Source organism: Rhodocytophaga rosea (assembly GCF_010119975.1).
GTDB lineage: Bacteria > Bacteroidota > Bacteroidia > Cytophagales > 172606-1 > Rhodocytophaga > Rhodocytophaga rosea.
In genome coordinates this window covers 3,458,942-3,482,869 of the sequence record NZ_CP048222.1, presented here as the reverse complement: position 1 = coordinate 3,482,869, position 23,928 = coordinate 3,458,942, and the positions used below count along the sequence as shown (strand labels likewise).

Sequence of the window (23,928 nt, the reverse complement as noted above, 5' to 3'; positions counted from 1 at the left end):
CCAGCCTCTTTCATTTTATGGATTATTAATGAAATTATAGTTTATTGTAAAACCTTATGCGTAAGCAGGCTCAGTTACCGAAGATTCAGTATATACCTTGTTACACTCCCGGGCTTTCATAAATTCCAGAATTTTATCACAGCCTTTTTTCATAGAATCTATTGTCTGGCTGCCTTTCCAGTTTACATGAAGTGTTTTAGCATCTGGGTTATATCCAATCTCAATATGGGTTTCTTCACAAAGAACTTCAGTTATCATTTCTATCGCTTTTAAATTTACAATTTTTACAAAATACAGTAAATTTTTCCATCCATAATAAGTTAAAAAATTCTTTATACTTACATGAGAATGTTTTTGTTACAAAAATAGCGGTTACATATTGCGGCGGTATTGGCCCCCTACATCATAAAGAGCATTAGAAATTTGTCCTAAAGTGCAAAATTTAGTGGTTTCCATCAATTCACCAAATAAATTTTTGTTTTCAACAGCCACTTTCTGAAGGTTTTGTAAAGCCACTGAAGCCATTTTCTCATTCCGCTTGTGAAAAGCGTCCCTGGAAGCAATAGCATATTCTTTCTCTTCTCTGGTCGAGCGGATCACTTCTGCCGGAATAATGGTAGGCGAACCTTTGGGGTCCAGAAAAGTATTCACGCCAATGATAGGTAAATTTCCATTATGTTTCAAGGTCTCATAATACAAAGATTCCTCCTGAATTTTAGACCGTTGGTACATGCGTTCCATCGCACCCAATACTCCTCCCCGATCCGAAATATTCCGGAATTCCTGCAATACCGCTTGCTCCACCAGGTCGGTTAATTCCTCGATAATAAAAGCACCCTGCAGGGGATTTTCGTTCTTAGCTAACCCAGATTCTTTATTGATGATCAACTGAATGGCCATCGCCCGTCGCACCGATTCTTCTGTAGGAGTCGTTATGGCTTCATCATAGGCATTCGTATGCAAGGAATTGCAATTATCATAAATCGCATACAAAGCCTGTAAAGTAGTACGGATGTCGTTAAAGGCAATTTCCTGGGCATGCAGTGAGCGGCCGGAAGTCTGAATATGGTATTTTAATTTCTGAGATCGGTCGTTTCCTTTGTATTTATATTTCATGGCTTTTGCCCATATCCGCCTGGCTACCCTGCCAATCACTGCATATTCCGGATCGAGGCCGTTGGAAAAGAAGAATGAGAGATTCGGTGCAAAATCATCAATGTGCATTCCTCTGGAGAGGTAATATTCTACAAAGGTAAATCCATTGGCCAGGGTAAACGCCAGTTGAGAAATCGGATTGGCTCCAGCTTCGGCAATATGGTAACCTGAAATAGATACCGAATAAAAATTCCGCACTTTCTGGTCAATAAAATACTGCTGAATATCGCCCATCAGCCGCAGGGAAAATTCTGTGGAGAAGATGCAGGTATTTTGTGCCTGGTCTTCCTTCAAAATATCTGCCTGAACTGTACCTCTGACGGCTTTTAATGTATCAGATTTGATTTTTTCATACACGGCTACAGGCAAAACCTGATCACCGGTTACGCCCAGCAATAGCAAACCCAAGCCATTGTTTCCCTCAGGTAATGCACCCTGATATATTGGCCGTAAGGCTGCTCCCTGTTCTTTTTCAAGCGTATCATAGTGCTGCTTGATTTTTCTTTCTACTTCTTCTGTTAATCCATTTTGGCAGATATAGATTTCGCATTGTTGGTCGATAGCGGCATTGAGAAAAAATCCAAGCAAGATAGGAGCCGGTCCGTTAATGGTCATGGAAACGGAAGTAGCCGGATCGCATAAATTAAACCCGGAATACAGCTTTTTGGCATCATCCAGACTGGCTACGCTTACACCGGAGTTACCAATTTTCCCATAAATATCTGGCCGGTGATCCGGATTTTCGCCATACAAAGTAACTGAATCGAAAGCAGTAGATAAGCGTTTGGCCGGCATTCCTTTGGAAACATAGTGAAAACGCCTATTGGTGCGTTCCGGGCCTCCTTCACCAGCAAACATGCGGGTAGGATCTTCGCCTTCCCGCTTCAGTGGAAACACACCGGCTGCATACGGAAATTCGCCAGGCACATTTTCGGTGAGCAGCCATTTAAGTATATCGCCCCAGTTCTGGTAAGCCGGCAGACTAATTTTCGGAATCTTAAGATGCGACAGGGTTTCGATATATAAGTCCTGTTCAATTACTTTATCTCTTACCTGGAATTTATAGGTATTGGCTGTATAGCGTTGTTTTGTGTCCTCCCAGCTTTGCAATAAGTTCCGACACTCAAAATGCAACTTAGCTTCCAGCTCACTATACATATTTTCCAGACCTTCAACCAGATGTTGGTTGTTTACCTGAGAATTAACTGAATAATCAGCGCCTTTTTTTAATAAGTCAAGAACTCCCCTTACTTGAAATAATTGCTGGGCAATGGCTGCCTGCTCTTTTACAAACTGGTCATAGGAAGCGCTAGTTTCGGCTATCTCAGCAAGATAGCGTACCCGGTCAGGAGGAATAATGTAATTGATAGCTGAAGTCTGGGTATTTGATAAAGAGAAGATCCCATTTCCTGTTTTCCATTGCTCACTACCAGTTTTTTCAGCTACTTTCTCCATTACTTTCCGGTACAGCAAGTTCATTCCTGGGTCATTGAATTGCGAAGCGATGGTACCAAACACCGGCAATTGATCATCTGGTGTTTCCCACAGATTATGATTTCGCTTATACTGTTTGCGTACATCCCGCAAGGCATCCAGAGAGCCTCGTTTGTCGAACTTATTGATTGCGATCAGGTCGGCAAAATCGAGCATATCTATCTTTTCCAACTGGGTAGCAGCGCCGTATTCAGAAGTCATTACATAAAGTGACACATCCGAATGTTCGGTAATTTCAGTATCCGACTGGCCAATACCAGAGGTTTCCACAATAATAAAATCATACCCTGCGGCCTTACAAATATCAATGGCTTCCTGCACATATCGACTCAGAGCCAGGTTTGATTGCCTGGTTGCCAGTGAACGCATGTATACTCTGGGATTATGAATGCTGTTCATGCGGATACGGTCGCCGAGCAAAGCACCCCCGGTTTTTCGTTTAGAAGGATCTACAGAGATAATGGCAATGGTTTTATCCGTAAACTGCTTCAGATAGCGCCTTACCAGTTCATCTACCAGCGATGATTTACCAGAACCACCAGTACCTGTAATGCCCAGCACTGGTATGGTTTTATTGCGAATCAGCTTATTGAGTTCTTCCTGAAGTTTTTTTGCTTCTTCCGGAAAATTTTCAGCAATAGAAATGAGTGAGCCAATTACTTTAGGGTCTTTCTGTGGCAGATGATCAGTTTCTCCATTCAATGGCGGTGTTTTGGTTGGGAAATCGCATTGCTCTAATAGATCGTTTATCATCCCCTGTAAGCCCATAGCCCGGCCATCGTCCGGAGAATAGATGCGATTAATGCCGTACTCATGCAATTCTTCTATTTCTGTGGGCAGAATGGTGCCGCCGCCACCACCAAAAATTTTAATATGCCCGGCTCCTTTCTCCCTTAGCAGATCATACATATATTTAAAAAACTCTACATGGCCTCCCTGGTACGAAGTAATGGCAATTCCCTGTACATCTTCCTGAATGGCGCAATCTACAATTTCAGCCACTGAACGGTTATGCCCCAGGTGAATAACCTCTGCCCCGGAAGCCTGAATGATCCGCCGCATGATATTAATAGCCGCATCATGGCCGTCAAAAAGTGAGGCAGCCGTAACAATGCGGATATGATGTATGGGCTTGTAGGGTTTGATCTGAGCAGCTTGCATAATAAAGTCTTTAGGTGGTGATCACTGGTCGTTTGACATTGGTTTGTAAGACTGCTTCTCACAACGTCAAGGCACTATTCATTCCACGAATGAAAAGGCAAAGCATAGTACCTTCAATATCAACATAAAGTATAGGCAAGTTAGTTTTTTTCAGGAAAAGGCTGGAGAAAATGAATAAGCCGCACTATCTGAAGAATGTGAAAGAACATCAAAATGCAGTACATAAAAAACCAGGAACTAAAAAGTCCCTGGTTCCAATACAGATGTTGGGCGATCAACACTGTTAAAAAATAAGTTTTACAGCTATTTATAAGTTTCCTTCGTATTCGGTAAGCGGTGCATGTTCAACTTTTAACTTTAACGCCTGTAACTCAGCAGATTCTTTAATAATAAGTTCTGAAATTTCGGCCATAGTTTGTACGTAGCTCAGTAAGGTTCCCTGATGTGCCAGAAGTGTATTTTTAAAGGCATTGTTACGAACCCGTTTATAATATTCAATCTTGGCAAATCTCTGGTCGGCTTTGGTGAGTTGTGGCCGAACCGCTTGCAGGTATTTATTCCATTCTATATTGAACGCTTTTAACTGCTGGTCCATGAATTCAATTTGTTTATTAATAGAGGCCAGTTTGATATTTTTTACTTTCTGCGGGTCTTTTCCAGCAGATACTCCCATTTTTTGAGGAAGATTTGGAAGCTTTGCTACCTCAGCCATTTCCCATTCCTGCATTTTCAGATTGTATTCTTTTATCTTCTGGCTATATGCACTATATTTTCCATTGAGGCTGTTTTCAAAATTCAATAGGCCATGTTTCGTATTCAGATTGGTGGTAATTTCAGCAATTTCATTAATAACCTCTGCTACATCTTCATCTTCTGCCTGCACAGGTGCGCTGCCAGCCGCCATTTCCTGTTGCATTTTCATGGCAAACTCCATCTTTTCCTGCTGGCTCATCGCTTCTATTTTTTTCTGAAAAACCGGATCTTGCATTTGAGCCGCCAGTTTCATCTGGGTATCTGTAGAAGGTCCTGCGTTCATGCTTAACATGGCACTACTTATCTGAATATCTTCCTGTATGCTTGATAGTTTAGATCTGAATTCTGTCAGGTAGGCAGGAGATGTAATTGTATAGGTACTGGCATCATATGCACTCATTTTAAAAGCTTCAGCAACAGAAGCTGGCGGAGTAGGCACTTTAGAGAAATAAGGAATTAAAGGTTCGCTGTAAAAAACAGGTGTCTGGGCTTGTGCAATAGAAGTAATAAGAGATAAACCTGCCAGAAATAGGGCACGTAAAGGTATTTTTTTCATTGATCAGTTATGTGTTTTAGAGGGTGCGATACAAAATGCTTACTATATATTGTAAACACCTTCTTAATGGTATGGCATATCTGGAGTAACCTACATTATATAGCTATTATGACTGGATTTGTTCAGCGGCAAAATTCAAATGTGACTGGTCAAATTTTTCTTTTTTCGAGGAAATTTGTACCAAGACTGGACAAAATACGTATGTAGTAGCACCAATTCTAAAATCAACCTATTATGGAACCTAATCAACATCACGAAGAACAACCAGAAAAAGAAATAGCACGCAAGCAAGCAGATGAACAATCAGATGCGATAGACCTGGATAAAAAACCGAATACGCCTTTAGGTATGGCAAAGGAAGACTTACTGGATATGACCAAAGGAGCCGCCTTTATGGATACGCATCAGTGGAATATAGCAGGGGTAGATGGAAAATCCATTAGTGGGGCAGGTTCCGGACCTGGTACTGGAGAAATAAGCCCGGATGCCAACCGGCCTACTACAGCTGGTACGCCAGCTATCAATGATTATGTGAGCCCTGAAAGTTTACAGGAGGCAAGAGATGCCGCTGCAGAGAAGCCAGCTGATGATCCTGCTATGAAAGATAATCCGGATCTTCCTACACAGCAATTGCAACATTCAACTAATCCTGCTTCCGGTTTTCCAATGGGTGGTGTCGCACGAAATTCAGAAGATAGTATGCCTACTGGCGAAACAAGTGAGCAGTGATGAATAGGCTATATATTGAATGCAGGAGAATGCTAGGTTCTATTCCTTATGTTTTAGCTAATGCAACTTCATCAACCAATGCAGCCGTAGATACAGTTAAATCAAAAGTTGTTCTAGCGTTTTCCTGCACTATTTGTTCTCTATTTGCCTTCTCCTCATCTTTTTTCATCTGCTGAAAAAGGTTAGTCAGATAAGAGGCGCTATAAGATTCATCCTCCCAGTACAAAGTATGTGCACGTAAACCCAGCAAGGTGAAATTATCCCAGGTAGAAACATCTTCTGGAGTAATCGCATTGAAAGGAACATTGGTTGGTTTCTGGGCACCTATCATTTTTTCGGCTTCTTTCTGGGAAGAATCATCCCGGAAATTGGAAGAGAGAATATCTATAGACGAATACACATTGTACCACCGTTGTAATTGAAGAGGTTTGTTTTCAGCCAGTTTTTGCCGGTTATAATAATTAGGCCAGTACACACGGATAAAATCATATGGACAGCCTACGGTGATTAAGGTATGGATATTTTTCATCCGTTCTGAAATTACACCATCGTAGGGAAATAAGGCATCTAAGGCCACAATAGATCCAAAGCTGAAAGAATGTATACTTATTTTGCTGTAATTCTCCTTGCTTTCCGAAGCACATTCTAATATTTCTTCAAGTTTCCCGATAATATTAAGCCTGCGTTCACCTACGTTCAGATAATTAAAATAGCAGATATATTGAGTAGCTGTATTGGTAATAAAAGTACGGATATTGGGGAGTAGCAAGAATAATATAGCTGCCGAACCAATAATCCAGTCTCTGAATGTAAGGGCGACATGAAATACCATCAGCGGAATTTGCCAGAGGAGTAAAAAAATGTCAGCAAAAAACCGGTAAATATGTAATAATACATTTCCAATCCAGGAGAATACTTCTTGTGCAGCCGGAAGCAAGGAAAACGAACCAAAATACGTATGTAGAATGGCTGATATGGTTTGTTTTTCGGTTTGTATGGCATTTCCCAGATTCAGTGAACCCCAGTTTTGATTCGCCAAGGGCTGTTCGATGCTGGCAACTAAAGCGGTAAGCAGCATAATCCCATACAAACTGATCGACAACAAAATAAGTCCTACATAGAGTGACTGTATTTTGTCTCTCAGGTGAAGGCCTTTGGTCCGGCGGATAATTACCCAGAAAAACCTGGGCAATTTGGCAGTGACCGTAGTAAATAATACCATTGTTTTAAACAGAACATTCATTTGTTCGAACCTGCGGATCAGATCCCGGCAGTAATTCAATTCATAAATGTCGTATACCTTCTTCTTTTCATTATTTGATATCCGGTAAATAGAAACAATCTGGCATTCCTGTTTATTATCCTTGCCGTAAGTTGTTTTTCGCAACTCAGTTATAAACTTGTCATTTTCTTCAGGAGAATTTATGTCGAGCGACTTTTTGAGCCGGTAGGCAAATGCTTCTACTGTCTGATTCATTTCCAGGTTAGCTAATCCAGGAATGAATAAAATAGCCTCGTTTTCAGGAAAAAAGCTCATATGATTAGAATGTTGGTTGAGAAAAAATAGAGCATACAACTGCATTAAGTTGTAACTTAATGCAGTTGAGGGGAGGATTAACATCCTTTTAATGCAGCCTCCTACCAGACACCATGAGCGGTTGCAGGCTTTAGAAAACCAGTTTACAACTATTTTTGAATAAGAAATACCGTATGGAATATTCTTCCTGGCTTATTTATCTTATTAGGCAACTTTTTAATTTGAGGGAATCTCACACGAGTAGAGGAGCCATTTCCTTCATCTCCACAAAATCTATCAATTCCTGTTGATTGGCAGCATCATTAAAATAGGTAATTGCTTTATGCTGCATGGCCTCCAGGATCTCCCGTTTTACAGTATCCATGCCAATGGTTTTGCCTCTGGCGCCGGGTAAATTGCTCAGATCGTGCTGAATGCGGCGGTAATTGTTGTTGCAATTGGGTATCATCTGCCTTACATAATATTCAGATGCCTGTATATTCGACTCTACTAGTAAGTCAGGCAGGTATTTTACCCATTGCATATTTCCCCAGTCGCCATCTCCAATTTTATTGCGGTCAAACCAGTTGGTATTAGAAGTACCAGTACCTAAGGATAGCACCCTACATTCTCCAATAGGCCATCCTAAACCACTTTCTTCATTCACAGCCATAGCCAAAGCCGACATAGCCGGATGATTAATGGCAACTCCGCCATCTATATAACTGCCAGGCAGGTTTTTATCAGGTGATTTAAAAATCGGGAAATAGGTTGGTCCAGCCGAAGTAGCACAGGCAATATCTACCAGACGGGCTGAAAAGTCGTGAGAGTGAAAGGAAGTAAATATCTTAGGCCGGTAATTGCGGTCCATTTTAGTCATATCTTTCTCCGGAGACAAGTCAAATGTAGGCACCATCACGGTAAAGGGATGGGAAGAATTTTTTGAGGATTCATGCACATCACCCATTGTTAAATCTCCTATGATTCCCTGTAATATTCTTTTAAGTTTATCCTGCTTGTAATCAGCTCCCAGGTTTTTGCCAAAACCATCCCGAAGGTTATCCCAGAAATCATCATTAAAAATATCATCTGCTTTATCCAAATATAGTTCCTGCACGGCACGGGCTTTTACACCTGCAGCCAAGGCCAGGGCAATAATGCCTCCGGTAGACGTTCCGGCGATCAGGTCAAAAATCTGGTTACAAGGCTTTCCTAATTTGTTTTCAAGCATAGCCAGAATAGTAGCTGGAATAATACCTCTGGTTCCGCCACCATCAATGGAGAGAATAAGTCGGGTAGGTTTCATACCTGTGGAGATTGTTTAGGGTTAATGGCAACTTATACCCCTGGTAACCAATAAGTTGAAAAAATTATTGAAAAAGTGCAAACAAAATGGAATAATTTTGCAAATGGATGCTATACAGCAGTTAAAAAGCTGTAATCTGAAGAGTTAAAGGTGTAGTTTCTACATTAAAATGGCTCTTGAATACGGCTTTGCTGGTAAGCTTTATAAAATTCCGGATAATACTCGCTATAAGGAGCAAGTAGCACATCTAAACGGGTTTGCAGTAAGTGTTCAGCTTCCTGATACAATTTTGCCAGCGTATATGTATAGGTAGTCAGATCTTGTTTGGTAACTATTTCTTTTTCCAGGTTTAACCTGTAGAGACTAATAGTATTATTGAATTGTTCAGGATCGGTAGTAACCAAACCATCCTCTTTTAAAACAGGCAGCAGTTGCATTACATTTTGATAGATCTCCTGACAGCGGCTTAAGGCAATTTTGGGGGGGCCAGGTAAATATCTGTATAGGTATAAACCATTATACGCTTAGAAGCTGAGGTTTGCCGCTGATTAAAGCCAACAGACATTGTTTCCATTAAAGCTACCGCTTGTAATGCCATTTGTTGCTTACAAATCTGTAGGGTTTCGCTTTGAACATTGCCTTCTATCAGTAAGCTGCTTAATAATTCTATTTGCGTATACAATTCACGCAACATATTAATCACCTGGCGTATCTCCGGCTGGCCCAGCCATAAAGCTTTAAAATTATTCATTACCTGGATAGTCAGGCCTAACCCTTGGGTGTTGTTCATAGTAAATCAGCAATTAACTATAAGAGAATTGTAGGTAAAAACAATGAAAATCAGCTTATTACAGGCTAAATTTAAGAAGGAATATTCAGTTCCGGTGGATAAGAAACTGATATAATCTTAATTAGGTAGGTGGTGGGAGTATGTATAAAAAAATCAAGTGCTTCTCATAGAGAAACACCTGATTGATAAATGATACATTGGGTTGAATGATTGCAATTATCGTTAGCTAGATAGAAGTGTTTGCAGGGGTCTGATTTATGTGGAACATAGGTGGGCGCTTGGGTTATTCAAGGCGAATCAGACCCCTTACAAGTGCATATTTAATAAGCCCGATGGTACTTTGAATACCAGTTTTTCTGAGCATATTTTTGCGGTGAGTGTCTACTGTTCTGGTGCTAATAGATAATTCCCAGGCAATTTCATTAGTATTATAGTCATCAAACATGAGTTTAATAATTTCGATTTCGCGTTTGGTAAGTACATCCTTGTTAGAAGGCAGTACTGGAGGCGCCTTTTTTAGCTTCTTTCTGGCTGGCCAGTCTTCAGCAACGGTTATAAGATGAGCAACTTTCATAGTTTTAAGTAGTAGGTTTTTTCGGGTTATAGCACACTAAAATGCCTCTGATTAGGTAAACTTTAAAAACTAACAAGAGGCATTTGTATACTTTATTGATGAAGAGTCTGTGGTATTGAACATTTAAATAGATTAAATTTACTTTCTCTTTCCTTGCTGGATGTGAAGTAAAATTACATGCTGAGATTCGATTTTTATTAACACAAATCTTGCAATCTTTAACACATTTAGACCATTTTCATTTTTTTTACAGGAAAAAGAGAAGTTTAATGAACTTGCATTTATAGAAAGAATGAATAAAAATCACATCTATGAAAATGTGTCTCATATGTTTTTTCACTAAAAAGTACTATTAATACCATTCTATCAAATTAGTTAGTCTACCTAATGACTATTTATATTGTGTTGACTATAAATACGTTAAACTTCATAAATTTTGTGTTTGTCTACCTGATCTTTTCATCATCTTTTTAAGTATTACTTGTTTTTGTATAATTATTTCTCCAAGGAATATTATATGTACAAGAATAACTAAATTTTCAGAACTACTATCATGAGCATTTTTATAAACAAAATCCAGAAAGAGCAATTAAGAATGACTATCATTGTATTATGAGACTATTGTATAAAATCCTGCCGTTTCTTTTACTGATTTTAGTGGTAAGTCTAATGATCCATGTATATGGACAAGCTGCAGAAAGTATAGTTGCCGGAAATGGTAAGCCGCAGCGGATATCTGACCAGTTTAAATTTACAGAAGGGCCTGCGGTTGACAAACAAGGCAATGTATTCTTTACTGATCAGCCCAACAATAAAATATGGAAGTATAGTACAGATGGTAAATTATCTGTTTTTATGGATAAAGCCGGACGGTCGAATGGGATGTATTTCGATAAAAAAGGAAATCTGATTACTTGTGCCGATGAAAATAGTCAATTGTGGTCTATTAGTCCGAAAGGGAAAGTAACGGTTTTGCTTACCGATTTTGGAGGAAAGCGATTGAATGGCCCCAATGACTTGTGGATAGATCCGAAAGAAGGCATTTATTTTACGGACCCTTATTTTCAGCGGGATTACTGGGAAAGAAAAAGTCCTGATCCGGGCATTGGAGGTGAAAAATTATATTATCTCGCCAAAGGAAGTAAAGAGCCTGTAATCGCTGATGCAGACCTGCAAAAACCCAATGGACTGATCGGTACGCCAGATGGAAAATATCTGTATGTAGCCGATATGGGACCAAAAAAGATATACAAGTATGAAATTGCTCTGGATGGCAGCCTGAAAAACCGCCAGACTTTTGCTGATGACCTCTCCGATGGAATGACTATCGATGAAAAAGGCAACATTTATCTGGCAGGAAGGGGTGTAAGCATTTATAATCCGGAAGGTAAAAAAATTCAGCAGATCGAGGTTCCTTCGGGCTGGACGGCCAATGTTTGCTTCAGTGGGAAAAACAGGGACATTCTTTTTATCACCGCTTCAGAGTCTGTATACATTTTGCCTATGCAGGTAAAAGGAGTAAAGTAGATCAATACTTCTTTAAATAGCCCGTTTACTGTAGTGGCTTTCCTTATATTTGCCCTATGAACATTCTTGGTATTATTCCAGCCCGCTATGCTTCTTCCAGGTTTCCGGCAAAAGCTTTAGCACAGATTCATGGGAAAACCATGGTGCAACGGGTATATGAGCAGGCTTTACAGGCGAATTCGTTACAGGAAGTAATAATTGCCACCGACCACCGGATGATTCACGATCATGTATTAGATTTCGGTGGTAAAGTGATAATGACAAGCGATCAGCACCCAAGTGGCACCGACCGTTGTTATGAAGCGCTTCAAAAAACAGGTAAATCATTCGATTATGTAATTAATATTCAGGGCGATGAACCTTTCATTCAACCGGAACAAATCAATATTCTGGCTTCTGTTCTTGAAGATTCTTCCATAGAACTGGCAACGCTGGTAAAAAAGATAGAAGATACAGAAACATTATTTGATTCCAATAAACCTAAAGTCATTCTCAATATTCGCCAGGAAGCCATCTACTTTAGCCGGCAAACAATTCCTTTTATCCGAGGAATTGATGCCTGGGAATGGCTGGAAAAAAGTACCTTCTACAAACACATTGGCATGTATGCCTACCGTACCGATGTACTAGCCCAGCTAACGAAATTGCCGGTATCTTTTCTGGAAAAAGCCGAAGCACTGGAACAATTACGCTGGATAGAAAACGGCTTCAGTATAAAAGTTGCTATCACCCCCTACGACACTTCAGGGATTGATACGCCCGAAGACTTGCGGAAAGCGCTCGAAAATCGCTGAAACTGCTCCATTAATATATGGGATACTTTCTGCTACTGATTGAAATAAGTATGAGTTGAGTTGATGTTGGCTGGTTTTATTGGGTCAAAATAATTTCTATGCCTTGAGTCAGAAATAGAGCCAAATCAGTAAATTACCACATGATAGATTCTACCCATCCAGTTCAGGCTCAAAAACCTACCTATAAAAATAACCCTAAAGTAATCAATGCCTGGTGTTCGTACGACTGGGCTAATTCTGTATATAATCTTACCATTACAGCAACTATTTTTCCGGTATATTATAGTGCCGTAACCCGGGAAGCCTACGGAGGAGAGACAGTAAATTTTCTGGGGATACAGGTGCAGAATACGGTGTTGTACAGTTATGCCATTTCCTTCTCCTTTCTGGTAATTGTATTTTTATCACCGGTACTATCTGGTATTGCCGACTATAGTGGGAAAAAGAAGCGGTTTATGCAGTTTTTTACCTATACAGGTTCTCTGGCTTGCCTAGGATTATTTTTGTTTACCGGCGAAAACGTAACTTATGGCATTATATGTTCAGTACTGGCAAGTATAGGCTATGCAGGTGCCCTCGTTTTTTACAATGCTTTCCTGCCGGAAATTGCTACGCCCGACCGTATGGATAAAATCAGCGCCAAAGGATTTTCGATGGGTTATACCGGGAGTGTGGTACTTTTGCTGGTGAACGTACTCATCATTTCCAATCCTGGCTGGGTAGGCCTGCCGGATACAGATGCTGGGAAATTGCAGGCCACCAGGCTGGCTTTTTTGATGGTGGGAATCTGGTGGTTATGCTTTTCGCAAATTGCTTTTTATTTCCTTAAAGACCAGCCTACACATAATAAAGCTACTTCCGGCCTGCTAACCAAAGGGTTTCATGAACTATCTAAAGTACTCCGCAGTCTCAGAGAGCAAAAGCCAACATTACGGTTTCTATCTGCTTTCTTTTTTTACAGTATGGGCGTACAAACGGTGATGCTTTTGGCACCACTTTTTGGCGAAGCAGAAATCCATTTGCCTGGGGATAAACTTATTTTAACTGTGCTTATTTTGCAGATTGTGGCTATTCTGGGTGCGCAACTCTTTGCCAGAATTGCGACTAATAAGGGCAATAAACTTTCGATTGCCATTGCTATCTGTATCTGGGCATGTATTTGTATTGCAGCCTATTTCCTCACTACCGAGATACAATTTTATATTCTGGCTGCCTTTTTAGGTTTGGTGATGGGTGGTATTCAATCCGTTTCCCGGTCTACATACTCTAAATTGATACCCATTGGTACCAAAGATACCGCTTCGTATTTCAGCTTATATGATGTAAGCGAAAAACTGGCTATAGTGCTCGGTACTTTTTCCTACGGACTTATTTTACAGCTTACCGGCAGTATGCGCAACAGTGCCGCTTCTATGATTGTATTTTTCATTGCAGGATTTATATTTCTGATGATGGCAAGATTACCTAAGCCTGAGCATAATAAATAGTATAGACTTTTATATTTATCTATTCACTATTTGTAATAAACAATCCTAAAAATCTCTAAACCCCGGTTGCAGACAAGTACTCAATTTCTCATTCACTCATTCATATTATGCTCTATGCTTTACTAAGACTGGTCGTAAAAATTGCTTTACGGGTATTTTATACCAATGTAGAGGTAAAAACAAAAGCTCCCATTCCTGCAAAAGGGCCATTAATTGTGGTGGCAAACCATCCGAATACGTTTATGGACCCTATTGTAATTGCCTCCATTCTGCCGCAGCAGGTATATTTCCTCACAAATGGTTCCGTATTCAAAAATCCAGTAATTGGCTGGCTACTGGGTAAAATGAATATGATTCCTATTTACCGGAAACAAGATGTAGAAGGGCAAACACCAGATAATAGGGCTTCTTTTGCCAAGTGTTTCGATTTTCTGGCCAACAAAGGCACGCTGCTTATTTTTCCGGAGGGCAGCAGCGTAAACGAACGGCGCTTGCGGAAGTTAAAAACCGGAACTGCCCGTATTGCCCTGGGTGCCGAAGCCGAACATAATTTCAACCTGGGTATACAAATCCTTACCATTGGCTTAAATTATTCCGATCCGGTGCATTTCCGGAGTGAATTGTTCGTCAATGTAGATAAACCTATTCTGGTTAAATCGTTTGCCGAAAGCTACTTAAAAGATCCTTATGAAGCGGTAAATCAATTAACTGAACAATTACGCCAGCGGCTGGAAAGCCACCTGATCATTACCAGAGATGAGGAAGAAGATAAGCTGGTGCAAGATATTGAAATGGTGTACAAAGACCGCCTGACCGATGTACTGGATGTAGACAGTGAAGCCGAAGAATTTTTACTCACGCAACATATTGTAGAAGCCATCCGCTATTTTGAGTCAAACCAGCCGGAAAAACTCACCACTATCCGCCAGAAGATGGCTGATTATACACTTAACCTGAAAAGACTCCGCCTGCAAGACAGTGCTTTTGCCGCTGAGAAGCAAAAAAATAATCTCTTATCAGTGATCGCTTCCTTGGTGTACATTGTTTTTGGTTTTCCCCTATACCTTTATGGACTTCTCCATAATTATATACCTTATATTATACCCTCAAAGGTTGCCAGGCTGATTACCAAAGATGAGGTGTATATGGCTCCTATTATGATGACCACCGGAATTTTTAGTTTTAGTGTGTGTTATGCTATTCTTATCACATTTTTTCACCGCTTTACCGGCCATATCTGGTGGCTTACAGGGCTATATGCAGTAAGTTTGCCGGTAAGCGGTTTTCTGGTGTTACATTACTGGAATCATTTGATAAATTTTTATAACAAATGGATGCTTTTTTCATTATTTTACCGCCGGAAAGAAATTGCTTCTCTGTTAGTGCAGAAAAGATCAGCCATTGTAAAGTTGCTGGAAGAGGCCAGAAAAGAATATACAGCGTATTTTGCCCAAAAAAAGGCAGCTGAGTAAATTGGATAGTGGATAGTTGAAAATTGATAAATAATTTTTTTTTTAAAGTATCAACAGCTACAGCATTTAAAATTAAAGATGTTAGCAGATTCCAGAGATATTCTTAATAATTAATTACTACTTGCATTTGAATTTTCAATACTAAACCTTATACCAATCCCTGCATGAAGGACATATTGTTACCTACCGACTTTTCTGATAATGCCAAGAATGCGCTTGAATATATACTCCCCATCGCACAGAAAGCAGGCGCTGAAATCACGCTATTCAATGTAGCACATGTTCCTCCTGGCAGTACCACCATGCGCCGGGATATCCGGGATATTTTGAAAAAGGATTCTGAACAGGCATTGGTGCAATTAAAAGACAAAATAGACCCGGCCTATAAAGATGTAGAAATACATACTGTTTCCAGGTACGGAAATCTGATTGTCCAGATCAATACCATTGCTAGGGCTGCCGCCAATATAGACCTGATTGTGATGGGAACCCAGGGCGCTACCGGCGTGAAAGAACTCTTCTTTGGCAGCAATACTGCTGATGTGATCGAGCAAGTGAGAGCTTGTCCGGTACTGGCTGTACCCAATAAAGCTAAATATACTGGCATCAAAAAAATTGTATTTGCTACTAACTATTCAGCCAATAATGTTCCGGCACTGAAGGAATTACTAAGCTTTACAAAATTATTTAATGCTTCTATTCATATGTTGCATATCCGTAAAACGGATAAGATTAATCCTGTAGCCGAACAGTTCAAGAAGAAGATTGAAGCCGAACTACCACAATCGGCCCTCACCTTTCATGAAATTCAAAATGAAGATATTCTGGATGGGCTCGACCAGTTTATAGCATCAGAAAACATAGATATGATGGCTATGGTGGTGCGCAAAAAGGGGTTCTTCGAATCGTATACCAGCCGGAGCCTGGTTAAAAAAGCCGCCTGTAATACCACCATTCCCCTGTTAACTTTTCACGATCAATAATAGAAAAACATTACAGGTACTTCAGCCACCATTCTTTACGTGTGCGTTTTACCTGTACAAACCAGTGGCAACAGAAATACAGAATTCCGGTTACTACGATCCAAACGGCATAACAGACCAGCAAGCTAGGCTGATAGTCTTTTGGCCATTGATCTACGCTAACAAATGGCCAGGTTCTCCACTCGCCATACCAGATGCCATGCATCACAATGGCCAGTAGGTGAATAAATGGTATATGAATGACGTAGTAGAAGAAAGGCACTTTGCCAAAGGTCAGAAAGAAGGAAGCAATTTTCCCACGCATTTTTTCCAGATAGGGTAAAATAAGTAAAGCCGGCCCTAAAGTCATACACAGGTACAATAAAGAAGGCGGATATTTCGTGGTATTCAGAAAAGAAAGAAATGTATAGATACCTCCTCTTTCCTGCACACTCCAGGGATGAGGATCGCCATATACATTGCTAAAGCGCAAAACCACAAACATAGCAATAAGTGTGAGTCCGCTGATAGTGAAATATTTTTTTCGCAGTTCATATGGTTGCATAACCCATTTTCCTACTATATATCCAGCTGCCATTACTCCCGGCCAGGGAATCAGTGGATAGATAATCATCAGGTTTCTTTCAATAAGTGGCACTGTTTTAAAGGTTTGTACGTGCAGTAATGCCCAGCCAAGAGAATCATTTTGTATTCCATCCAGCAAATTATGACTAGTGATAAGAACAACTGAAAATACAGCTATTGCCCAAATTGGCAACCAGATGAGTGCTGCCAGTACGAACATTGATAAGCTGATTACCCAGATTACCTGCACAAAATGCCAGCTGTCGTAGGTGAATTTCCAGGTAAAGTTAATCACTACTAATTCAATGAGAATCAACCAAAAACCCCGCTTGATCAGGAAAGAAGCGAGTTCCTTTTTATCTTTTACTTTCACCTCATACATATATGCACTTACGCCTGCCAGGAATACAAAAATTGGGGCACAATAATGGGTGATCCATCTGGTAAAAAACCAGGCAGGCGTGGTTTGAGTTACATCTTCGGGTGCAAAAGGAGTGACAGCAACTAAATCACGGACATGGTCTAAACCCATAATCACAATGATAATGCCCCGAAGCAGATCAATGGAAATAACTCTTTCCCCAGAGATTTTTATATCAGGTAATCTCTCCTGAAGGGTGGGTGCAGTAGCCTGAAACATAGTAGGTAGCAGATTGAATGCAAGTTCAAAACTTCACATGTATTAGTCAACTTTTTTCTCCTAAGTCAACTTTTAATCTACCTAAATTTTACACACTTATCCACTATTTGAAGAGAATTATTACTTACATAACTCTCTAATCCTCCCGGCTGCCTTTACGCCTGTCCGGGTCGGCCATACGCACAATTTTGGGTGTGAACTTTCCCAGCACTTCCACCAGGTCTTGCTGGGCTTCAATCACCTGGTGAATATCTTTATATACCATGGGTGCTTCGTCCAGGTCACCCCCGATCATGGTTACGCCTTTGTCTGCCAGCATTTTCTTTACATCCTGCTTATTGAGGCTATTTAGTGCTTTGGTGCGCGACATCAAACGCCCGGCACCATGCGAAGCAGAGTTAATAGAAACCGGATCTCCTTTTCCTTTGATCACAAATCCTGGTTGTGCCGATGAACCGGGAATAATTCCCAGTACTCCTTTTCCGGCAGGTGTAGCGCCTTTGCGGTGCACAATTACCGGCGTACCATCAGATAAGGTTTCTTTCCAGGCAAAATTATGATGATTCTCAACGATAATCGCCGGTTTTACATTGAGTACCTTCGCCATTTTCCGGTGAATCTGGTGATGATTAGCTGATGCATATTCTCCGGCTAAGTTCATGGCGATCCAGTATTCCTGTCCTTCTTCCGAATCCAGATCCAGCCATGCCAGATGCTGCGCTTCTTTAGGTAATTTGGTGCGTTCTATGGCTAGTTTTGAGTAATGATTGGCAATATTCGCCCCAAAACCCCTTGACCCGGAATGTGATAACAAAGTAAGATACTTTCCGGCCGGTAGTTTCAGTTCTGGACTTTCCATGCTGATCTCTATAATACCCCATTCTACAAAATGATTCCCGGTACCAGAAGTGCCTATTTGTGCTTCGGCCTTATATCGCAAGCTTCGGATTACATCAGTGGCTTTCCATTCCGGCAGGTCGAATACATCATCAGGCAAAGGATGATTGGCTTTGGTATCAAGTCCAAATAGGGTGTTTTCCAGCAAATAACTCTTCAGCATATTTCCTTTCTGCTCCAGAAAACTGGCATCTATATCAAATACCGACATACACATGCGGCAGGCAATATCTACGCCTACAGCAAAGGGAATCACCGTATTGCTGGTAGTGGCTAATACACCACCAATAGGCAATCCATAGCCATGATGCGCATCTGGCATGAGCGCACCTGCCAATGAAACTGGTAAGCGCATAGCGGTATCCATTTGTTGCAAAGCACCAGCTTCTATTTGTTTGGCTCCATATACTTTATATGCCGGAGATTGGGGTTTTAAAGTAAATTCATTAGCCTGCTTCTTCTTTGCTTGTATGAATGGCTGTTTTATCTGTATAGCTGCCGCCAAGGCACCAAACACTTCGTCATCTACATATTGGGCCGGGTTCTCTATCAGTTGGGCAAAGGTGGCCAGGATTTCATCTTTCGTGTATAATTTCTGCTTGAGCAAACCCTTGGCTAATTTACCTCCGCTTTTCAGCAGATCTACATCATAAAAGCCAATGGCTTTTAATTCGTTATTATTTAATTTCTTAGACATACGTTGTCAAATATGTAAAAAATAAACGCTTTTCTACCCTATACGTGAAAATGGTAAAAAGAAATTCAATTTAGATCTTCAATATTCAACTTAGGGCACTATCCACGAAAATTTTGCTAGAACACCATTCTCATAGTTAAATATAGCCCTATGATGGCCTTTACTACCTAAATGCAGCCAGTCAATCTGATGAATCGTGCTTACAATCACAGCGAAATTCATTTTTCCTCTCTCACTCTCTTCTAAGGTAGGTTCTCTGGTATCCAGTTCTGAGGGCAATCCGGAAGCCGGATGATCTAAGAAACTGCCTGGAGCCGGAATAGCCATATAACTTCTCCGGTTACTGGGAGTGGTATTGGCCCAGTGTGTATCCGTAAACTGATTGTTTATCTCTACAGTAGCTGTACCTGAAAGCCTGAGTTGAATCCGTTTTTCAGAATCCCAGAATAACCAGCTTACCAAAGGATTTTTTTGTATTTCGGCTACTTTACCCGCTCTTTTATCTGAATAACAAATGGTTTTTTTTTCGTCTACATTTACTTCCCGTAATACCACCATTCTGAGTTCAATGCCACTTGCTGATTGCGTACCCAGTGTTCCGGTATAAAATGCTTCTTTAGGATGTTTGCTTCCGGCTGTTAGAAAACGCCATATATCTTCTTCAATAGCAGGAAACGAGAGTGCATCAGAAGTAATCATAGATCAGTAAATAGAAAAAGCTAATATACCTAAATGAACCTTGAATTCAATGTAATTCTCATGAGAAAGCCTTCTCTGATCTCTACTGATTTATATTTTCTAAAGATGTATCTTTAGAAAATATGCTTATTTCAACCTGACACTTACAGTACTCCGGTTATAGGCAGCAAAAACTCCTAAGCCACCGCTCACATTAGAATAAATAGGCGTAGGTTCCGCAAAAGGATTCTCATTGCTATTATTCCGTACCGACTGATGATAGCGGTAATAAGGCTCGTCGGTATTGAACAAATAGCCATGTAATGTGGCTGAATACACGTTAGGGTCCTTCCCTATATAACCAAGACTGTATAAACTACCTTTGGAAGAAGAAAATGCTGCTCCATCCAGGCGGCTGTCACTATAAAATTGTGTTCCATCCCAGTAAATATCTTCATACCTGGTTGTCACATTTCCTCCACCACTGCCATCATTTGGAAAAAGATATGCAGTTTGAGTTTCGGCAAATACCCGGTAATAATTTATTTCTCCTGGCGTATCCTTCCATTTTAATTGCATAAAATATTCCTTCCCACCAGACTCATTTTCTGTAGAATCACTTATTATCTCAAGCGTATTATTCTGAGTAATTGGCACGGTACAGGAAGCAGTAGCCTGCATTCCTTCGGAATTGCTCACTGTAAGGAAATAAGTTTGACCAGGAATAATAGGTAAATTTGAGGCATCCGTTGTATATCCACTTCGCCCTTCTATAAGAGACAGTGTAACAGAATTTGTTCCATCCGACATGACTACTACAGCATCTCTGATATTTTCAAATGACAGATTGCCTTTTCCCAGTACTGGCAGCGATTTTCCAACAGATACCTGGAGAATAGTATCCTGAGGAGAGATAAACGCAGCAATGACCAGTTTTGGTGGCGACTGAGGTATTTTTATATTGCTTACTTCTTTCTCACAAGCCATCAGAAAAAAGCTTACTAGGAGTAAAAATACACTTGACCTATGAAATATTCGGGCAGAAAGCTGATTTCTATTATTGATTTTGCTAAAACTTATAAATATTATCATGGCTGGCTGCATTAAAATTTGAAAGAATAACTGAAAGAAGGTATAATCGGGAATAGCGTGATCTGTTTTAGAATTCCTTCCTGTGTCTGTGTTTTATCGTCGTATTTGTAATCGATAAAATAGAAGAAAGGATTTTTGCGGCTATAGGCATTATACAAACTAATCTCCCAGGTACGTTCTCCCCATCTTTTTTTCTTGTGAAACTGAATGCCGAAATCTAAGCGGTGATAGGCGGCCATACGAGAGCTATTTTTTGGTCCATAATCATTTTGTGATGCCAGAGCAAAGGAGCCACCCCGGCCAGGACGATGTTCATAGGCGAAATATTCACCGAGAGGAAGTGTAATGGCATTGCCGGTGCCATATACCCAGGTTCCTGATATTGTAATTTTAGGAGTCAGTTCATAAATTCCTACCAGAGAAATATCGTGGCGGCGGTCGTAACGGGCATAATATTTTTTGCCAAAGTTCAGAGAATCAAACTGCAATTGTGTCCAGGAAAGCGTATAGCCTGCCCACCCGGAGAAACGGCCTATTTTCTTTTGTAACAGGAATTCTACCCCATACGACCAGCCTTTGCCAGCTGTTACGTTATTTTCCCAGCTTACTTCATTGGCTCCTTCCGGGCCATCTTCAATTAACAGAAAGCTGGCGCCTTCTTTATAGCCCAGAATATTCTTAGATTTCTTGTAGTATCCTTCCAGAGTTAACGTTAAGCCCTGTTCTGTAAAGTCTTTGGCTAATCCGGCTGCTACCTGTTGCGATTGCTGTGGGGCAATGCGGGAGGTTGTAGGCACCCACAGATCAGTTGGCAGGCCTATACCTGTATTAGAGATCAGGTGTACATATTGGTTCATCACGGCATATGAAGCTTTCACCGACAGATCGTTACGCAGGCCATAAGAAGCTGACAAACGGGGCTCTGGACGCAAATATTGCTTGTGTTTGGCTGCAAAATGGCTCAGGCGAAAACCAGCGTTGATACGTAGCTGCGGAATAGGTTTATATAAATCCTCCACATACACACCAGATTCCACTACATGAATGGCGTCTATTTCCCGCTTAAATTCATTTACATCGGAATCTTTCAGCACAATGGCACTCGGCGTAAACCGGTGATAGGTGCTGAGCACACCTGCTTTAAAGGCGTGCTTAGGATTTGGAAAAAAGTCGAGGTCGTATTTAAAGCCAATGTCCCGGATGCCGGAGAAATAATCCAGGTTATATTCAGCCCCATCCCGGTCTTTTTCCTGGGAATAGATATTAAACCGGTAATTACTGAAGATTAATGATGTATTTGCAAACAAACGTTCGCTGAACAAATGATTCCAACGCAAGGTACCAGTGGCGTTTCCCCAGTTAAACCCGGCTTTTTCAGTACCTCCATCGTATTTAGAGCGGTAAAAGAAACGGTCCTGTCCGAAATAACCACTGAGATAGAGCTTATTTTTCCTGCCAAAATCATAATTTACTTTCGTATTCAAGTCATAAAAATAATATCCGCCTTTTTCATCCTTAGGCATAAACGGCCGGATCAGCGCATCAGCATAGGTTCTGCGGCCGGAGATCAGAAAGGAAGATTTCTCCTTCTTTAAGGGTCCTTCCAGGGTAAGCCTGGATGAAATTAATCCTATTCCGCCTTCTCCATGCAGTTTCTCCTTGTTACCTTCTTTCATATTCATTTCTACCACCGACGAAAGCCTGCCTCCGAAACGGGCCGGAAAACCTCCTTTGGTGAGTTCCACACTTTTTAAGGCATCGCCATTGAATAAAGAAAAAAAGCCGAACAAATGATAGGCATTGTATACCACGGCATCGTCCAGAATAATCAGGTTCTGATCCGGACCGCCACCACGTACATATAAGCCGCTGTTGCCTTCACTGCCTTTTTGTACACCTGGCATCAGTTGCAGCACTTTCAGTACATCTTTCTCACCCAGTAAAGCCGGAATATCTTTGATTTGAGCTACCGGCACTTCTACCACACTCATCTGCGGCGATTCGCTGATACGTTCCTGCCGTTTGGCCACTACTTCCACTTCTTTTAGCTGAATATCGGATAGTAATTCTATGTTGAGTTCTACATTCCGGTTCAGTGCGATTTTGCGCAGTTCCGGCTGGTAACCTACATAAGAAAAAGCAAGGGTAAGGGTATCGGTTGCTGGTAAAGTAATGGAATAAAAACCATAATTATTGGTAACGGTGCCAACAGAAGTGCCCGGCTGGTATACATTTACACCAATCAGCAATTCCCGGCTGCCTCGCTCCGAAACATAGCCGCTGATGGTGTATCTGGTTTGGGAAAAAACAGGAAAACAAATAAATAGCAAGGCAATCGAATACAAAATTTTCATAGCTGGCTGGTAAACGTAGGTATAGGTAAATTTATAATGAAATCATCAGATACAAAGCACTATTTCACAGTCAGCCTGTAATAATCTTAATATTCCTCACTCACATAGCCAGAAGCCTGTCATTTTATAAGGACTTTTAAATTTGGTTCACCTATCACAATATTTCCTTGCAAGTAAAGTATGGAAAATATTTACTTTCTCTGAAAGATCATTTTTTCCGTATGCAGCTTGTTAGTGATCACTAACTTTGTTGAATTGACCTGATATATTCCGGCCTGATAGATGGCAGTCCAGAACCGGTTGCCCCATGCTGGCTCTGCGACCTTTGTTCCACCAAATGATTCTACATTGATCTGGTTGCCAGCCTGTAAGGCATATTTCCCAGATATCTGGTTCGTAACCGTATGACCAGAAATGGTTCCTGTTGATCCATTATCTGAAAATTGAATTTCAATAGACCGCTCCAGATTGGAAGGTTCCGTATCTATTGCTCCGGTCTCTATTTGTTGGTAGGCGGTAAGTTTCCAGGTGCCGCTGAGGGTGGAAAGATTTTCTTCCCTGGTACAGGAAAAGAATACCCATACCATTACTATGATTAGGTAGAAGCTTTTCATCATCTGCTGAGTTTAGGTCTGCCAGTAGTATGACCCATTTAATCGCAGATTCGTTGCATGAGGAAAGCAACGCTAGTATCCGCATAATAGAAAAG

The 23,928-nt window shown here is 40.8% G+C and carries 20 protein-coding genes; 6 read left to right on the top strand and 14 right to left on the bottom strand.

The annotated features are described in order from the left end of the window. Positions 1 to 54: 54 nt before the first annotated feature. The 3 genes from GXP67_RS14595 to GXP67_RS14585 form a co-directional block, all read right to left on the bottom strand. Positions 55 to 258, bottom strand: a complete 204-nt coding sequence (locus GXP67_RS14595) for a hypothetical protein (protein ID WP_162443794.1) — start codon at positions 256 to 258, stop codon at positions 55 to 57. 114 nt (positions 259 to 372) lie between these two features. Continuing rightward, complete coding sequence (locus GXP67_RS14590; protein WP_162443793.1) at positions 373 to 3,810, bottom strand: methylmalonyl-CoA mutase family protein; 3,438 nt, start codon at positions 3,808 to 3,810, stop codon at positions 373 to 375. A 307-nt stretch (positions 3,811 to 4,117) separates the two neighbouring features. Next, the gene (locus tag GXP67_RS14585; RefSeq protein WP_162443792.1) at positions 4,118 to 5,119 is read right to left on the bottom strand and encodes a hypothetical protein; all 1,002 of its coding nucleotides are present in this window, start codon (positions 5,117 to 5,119) and stop codon (positions 4,118 to 4,120) included. 234 nt (positions 5,120 to 5,353) lie between these two features. On the opposite strand from GXP67_RS14585, the gene GXP67_RS14580 reads away from it, so the two are divergent. Beyond that, positions 5,354 to 5,848, top strand: a complete 495-nt coding sequence (locus GXP67_RS14580) for a hypothetical protein (RefSeq protein WP_162443791.1) — start codon at positions 5,354 to 5,356, stop codon at positions 5,846 to 5,848. A 46-nt stretch (positions 5,849 to 5,894) separates the two neighbouring features. Here GXP67_RS14580 and GXP67_RS14575 read toward each other — a convergent pair whose 3' ends face one another. From GXP67_RS14575 to GXP67_RS14555, 5 genes are all read right to left on the bottom strand, one after another. Beyond that, positions 5,895 to 7,385, bottom strand: coding sequence for a hypothetical protein (locus tag GXP67_RS14575; RefSeq protein WP_162443790.1), 1,491 nt, complete (start codon positions 7,383 to 7,385; stop codon positions 5,895 to 5,897). 232 nt (positions 7,386 to 7,617) lie between these two features. Beyond that, positions 7,618 to 8,670 carry a CBASS cGAMP-activated phospholipase gene (locus GXP67_RS14570; RefSeq protein WP_162443789.1) on the bottom strand — a complete coding sequence of 351 codons (1,053 nt, stop codon included), beginning with the start codon at positions 8,668 to 8,670 and terminating at the stop codon, positions 7,618 to 7,620. Between the two features lie 164 nt (positions 8,671 to 8,834). Then, entirely contained in the window at positions 8,835 to 9,107 is a 273-nt protein-coding gene (locus GXP67_RS14565; protein ID WP_162443788.1) for a hypothetical protein, read from the bottom strand. Between the two features lie 29 nt (positions 9,108 to 9,136). Continuing rightward, positions 9,137 to 9,460 (bottom strand): hypothetical protein, encoded by a 324-nt coding sequence (locus GXP67_RS14560; RefSeq protein WP_162443787.1) that lies wholly within the window; start codon positions 9,458 to 9,460, stop codon positions 9,137 to 9,139. A gap of 283 nt (positions 9,461 to 9,743) precedes the next feature. After that, positions 9,744 to 10,034: a helix-turn-helix domain-containing protein gene (locus tag GXP67_RS14555; RefSeq protein ID WP_162443786.1), complete on the bottom strand. Its 291-nt coding sequence runs from the start codon at positions 10,032 to 10,034 to the stop codon at positions 9,744 to 9,746. A gap of 612 nt (positions 10,035 to 10,646) precedes the next feature. Between GXP67_RS14555 and GXP67_RS14550 the strand changes: the two genes are divergently transcribed. The 5 genes from GXP67_RS14550 to GXP67_RS14530 all read left to right on the top strand — a co-directional run bounded on the left by GXP67_RS14550 (position 10,647) and on the right by GXP67_RS14530 (position 16,297). Then, positions 10,647 to 11,561, top strand: coding sequence for an SMP-30/gluconolactonase/LRE family protein (locus tag GXP67_RS14550; RefSeq protein WP_162443785.1), 915 nt, complete (start codon positions 10,647 to 10,649; stop codon positions 11,559 to 11,561). A gap of 56 nt (positions 11,562 to 11,617) precedes the next feature. Then, positions 11,618 to 12,355 (top strand): 3-deoxy-manno-octulosonate cytidylyltransferase, encoded by a 738-nt coding sequence (gene kdsB / locus GXP67_RS14545; RefSeq protein WP_162443784.1) that lies wholly within the window; start codon positions 11,618 to 11,620, stop codon positions 12,353 to 12,355. A 140-nt stretch (positions 12,356 to 12,495) separates the two neighbouring features. Further along, positions 12,496 to 13,842, top strand: a complete 1,347-nt coding sequence (locus GXP67_RS14540; RefSeq protein ID WP_162443783.1) for an MFS transporter — start codon at positions 12,496 to 12,498, stop codon at positions 13,840 to 13,842. 107 nt (positions 13,843 to 13,949) lie between these two features. Beyond that, positions 13,950 to 15,314: a 1-acyl-sn-glycerol-3-phosphate acyltransferase gene (locus tag GXP67_RS14535; RefSeq protein WP_162443782.1), complete on the top strand. Its 1,365-nt coding sequence runs from the start codon at positions 13,950 to 13,952 to the stop codon at positions 15,312 to 15,314. 164 nt (positions 15,315 to 15,478) lie between these two features. Next, complete coding sequence (locus tag GXP67_RS14530) at positions 15,479 to 16,297, top strand: universal stress protein (protein WP_162443781.1); 819 nt, start codon at positions 15,479 to 15,481, stop codon at positions 16,295 to 16,297. Between the two features lie 10 nt (positions 16,298 to 16,307). On the opposite strand, the gene GXP67_RS14525 is transcribed toward GXP67_RS14530, so the two are convergent. The 6 genes from GXP67_RS14525 to GXP67_RS14500 all read right to left on the bottom strand — a co-directional run bounded on the left by GXP67_RS14525 (position 16,308) and on the right by GXP67_RS14500 (position 23,836). After that, positions 16,308 to 17,501, bottom strand: a complete 1,194-nt coding sequence (locus GXP67_RS14525; protein WP_162443780.1) for an acetyltransferase domain-containing protein — start codon at positions 17,499 to 17,501, stop codon at positions 16,308 to 16,310. Between the two features lie 136 nt (positions 17,502 to 17,637). After that, complete coding sequence (locus GXP67_RS14520) at positions 17,638 to 19,095, bottom strand: RtcB family protein (protein ID WP_162443779.1); 1,458 nt, start codon at positions 19,093 to 19,095, stop codon at positions 17,638 to 17,640. A 90-nt stretch (positions 19,096 to 19,185) separates the two neighbouring features. Beyond that, positions 19,186 to 19,794, bottom strand: coding sequence for a pyridoxamine 5'-phosphate oxidase family protein (locus tag GXP67_RS14515; RefSeq protein ID WP_162443778.1), 609 nt, complete (start codon positions 19,792 to 19,794; stop codon positions 19,186 to 19,188). A 126-nt stretch (positions 19,795 to 19,920) separates the two neighbouring features. After that, positions 19,921 to 20,760 carry a DUF4249 domain-containing protein gene (locus tag GXP67_RS14510; RefSeq protein ID WP_162443777.1) on the bottom strand — a complete coding sequence of 280 codons (840 nt, stop codon included), beginning with the start codon at positions 20,758 to 20,760 and terminating at the stop codon, positions 19,921 to 19,923. A gap of 116 nt (positions 20,761 to 20,876) precedes the next feature. Next, a complete protein-coding gene (locus GXP67_RS14505) occupies positions 20,877 to 23,219 on the bottom strand; it encodes a TonB-dependent receptor (protein WP_162443776.1) in 2,343 nt (780 codons plus the stop codon). Between the two features lie 191 nt (positions 23,220 to 23,410). Next, on the bottom strand, positions 23,411 to 23,836 hold the full coding sequence (locus GXP67_RS14500; RefSeq protein ID WP_162443775.1) for an META domain-containing protein: 426 nt from the start codon (positions 23,834 to 23,836) through the stop codon (positions 23,411 to 23,413). Between the last annotated feature and the right edge of the window lie 92 nt (positions 23,837 to 23,928).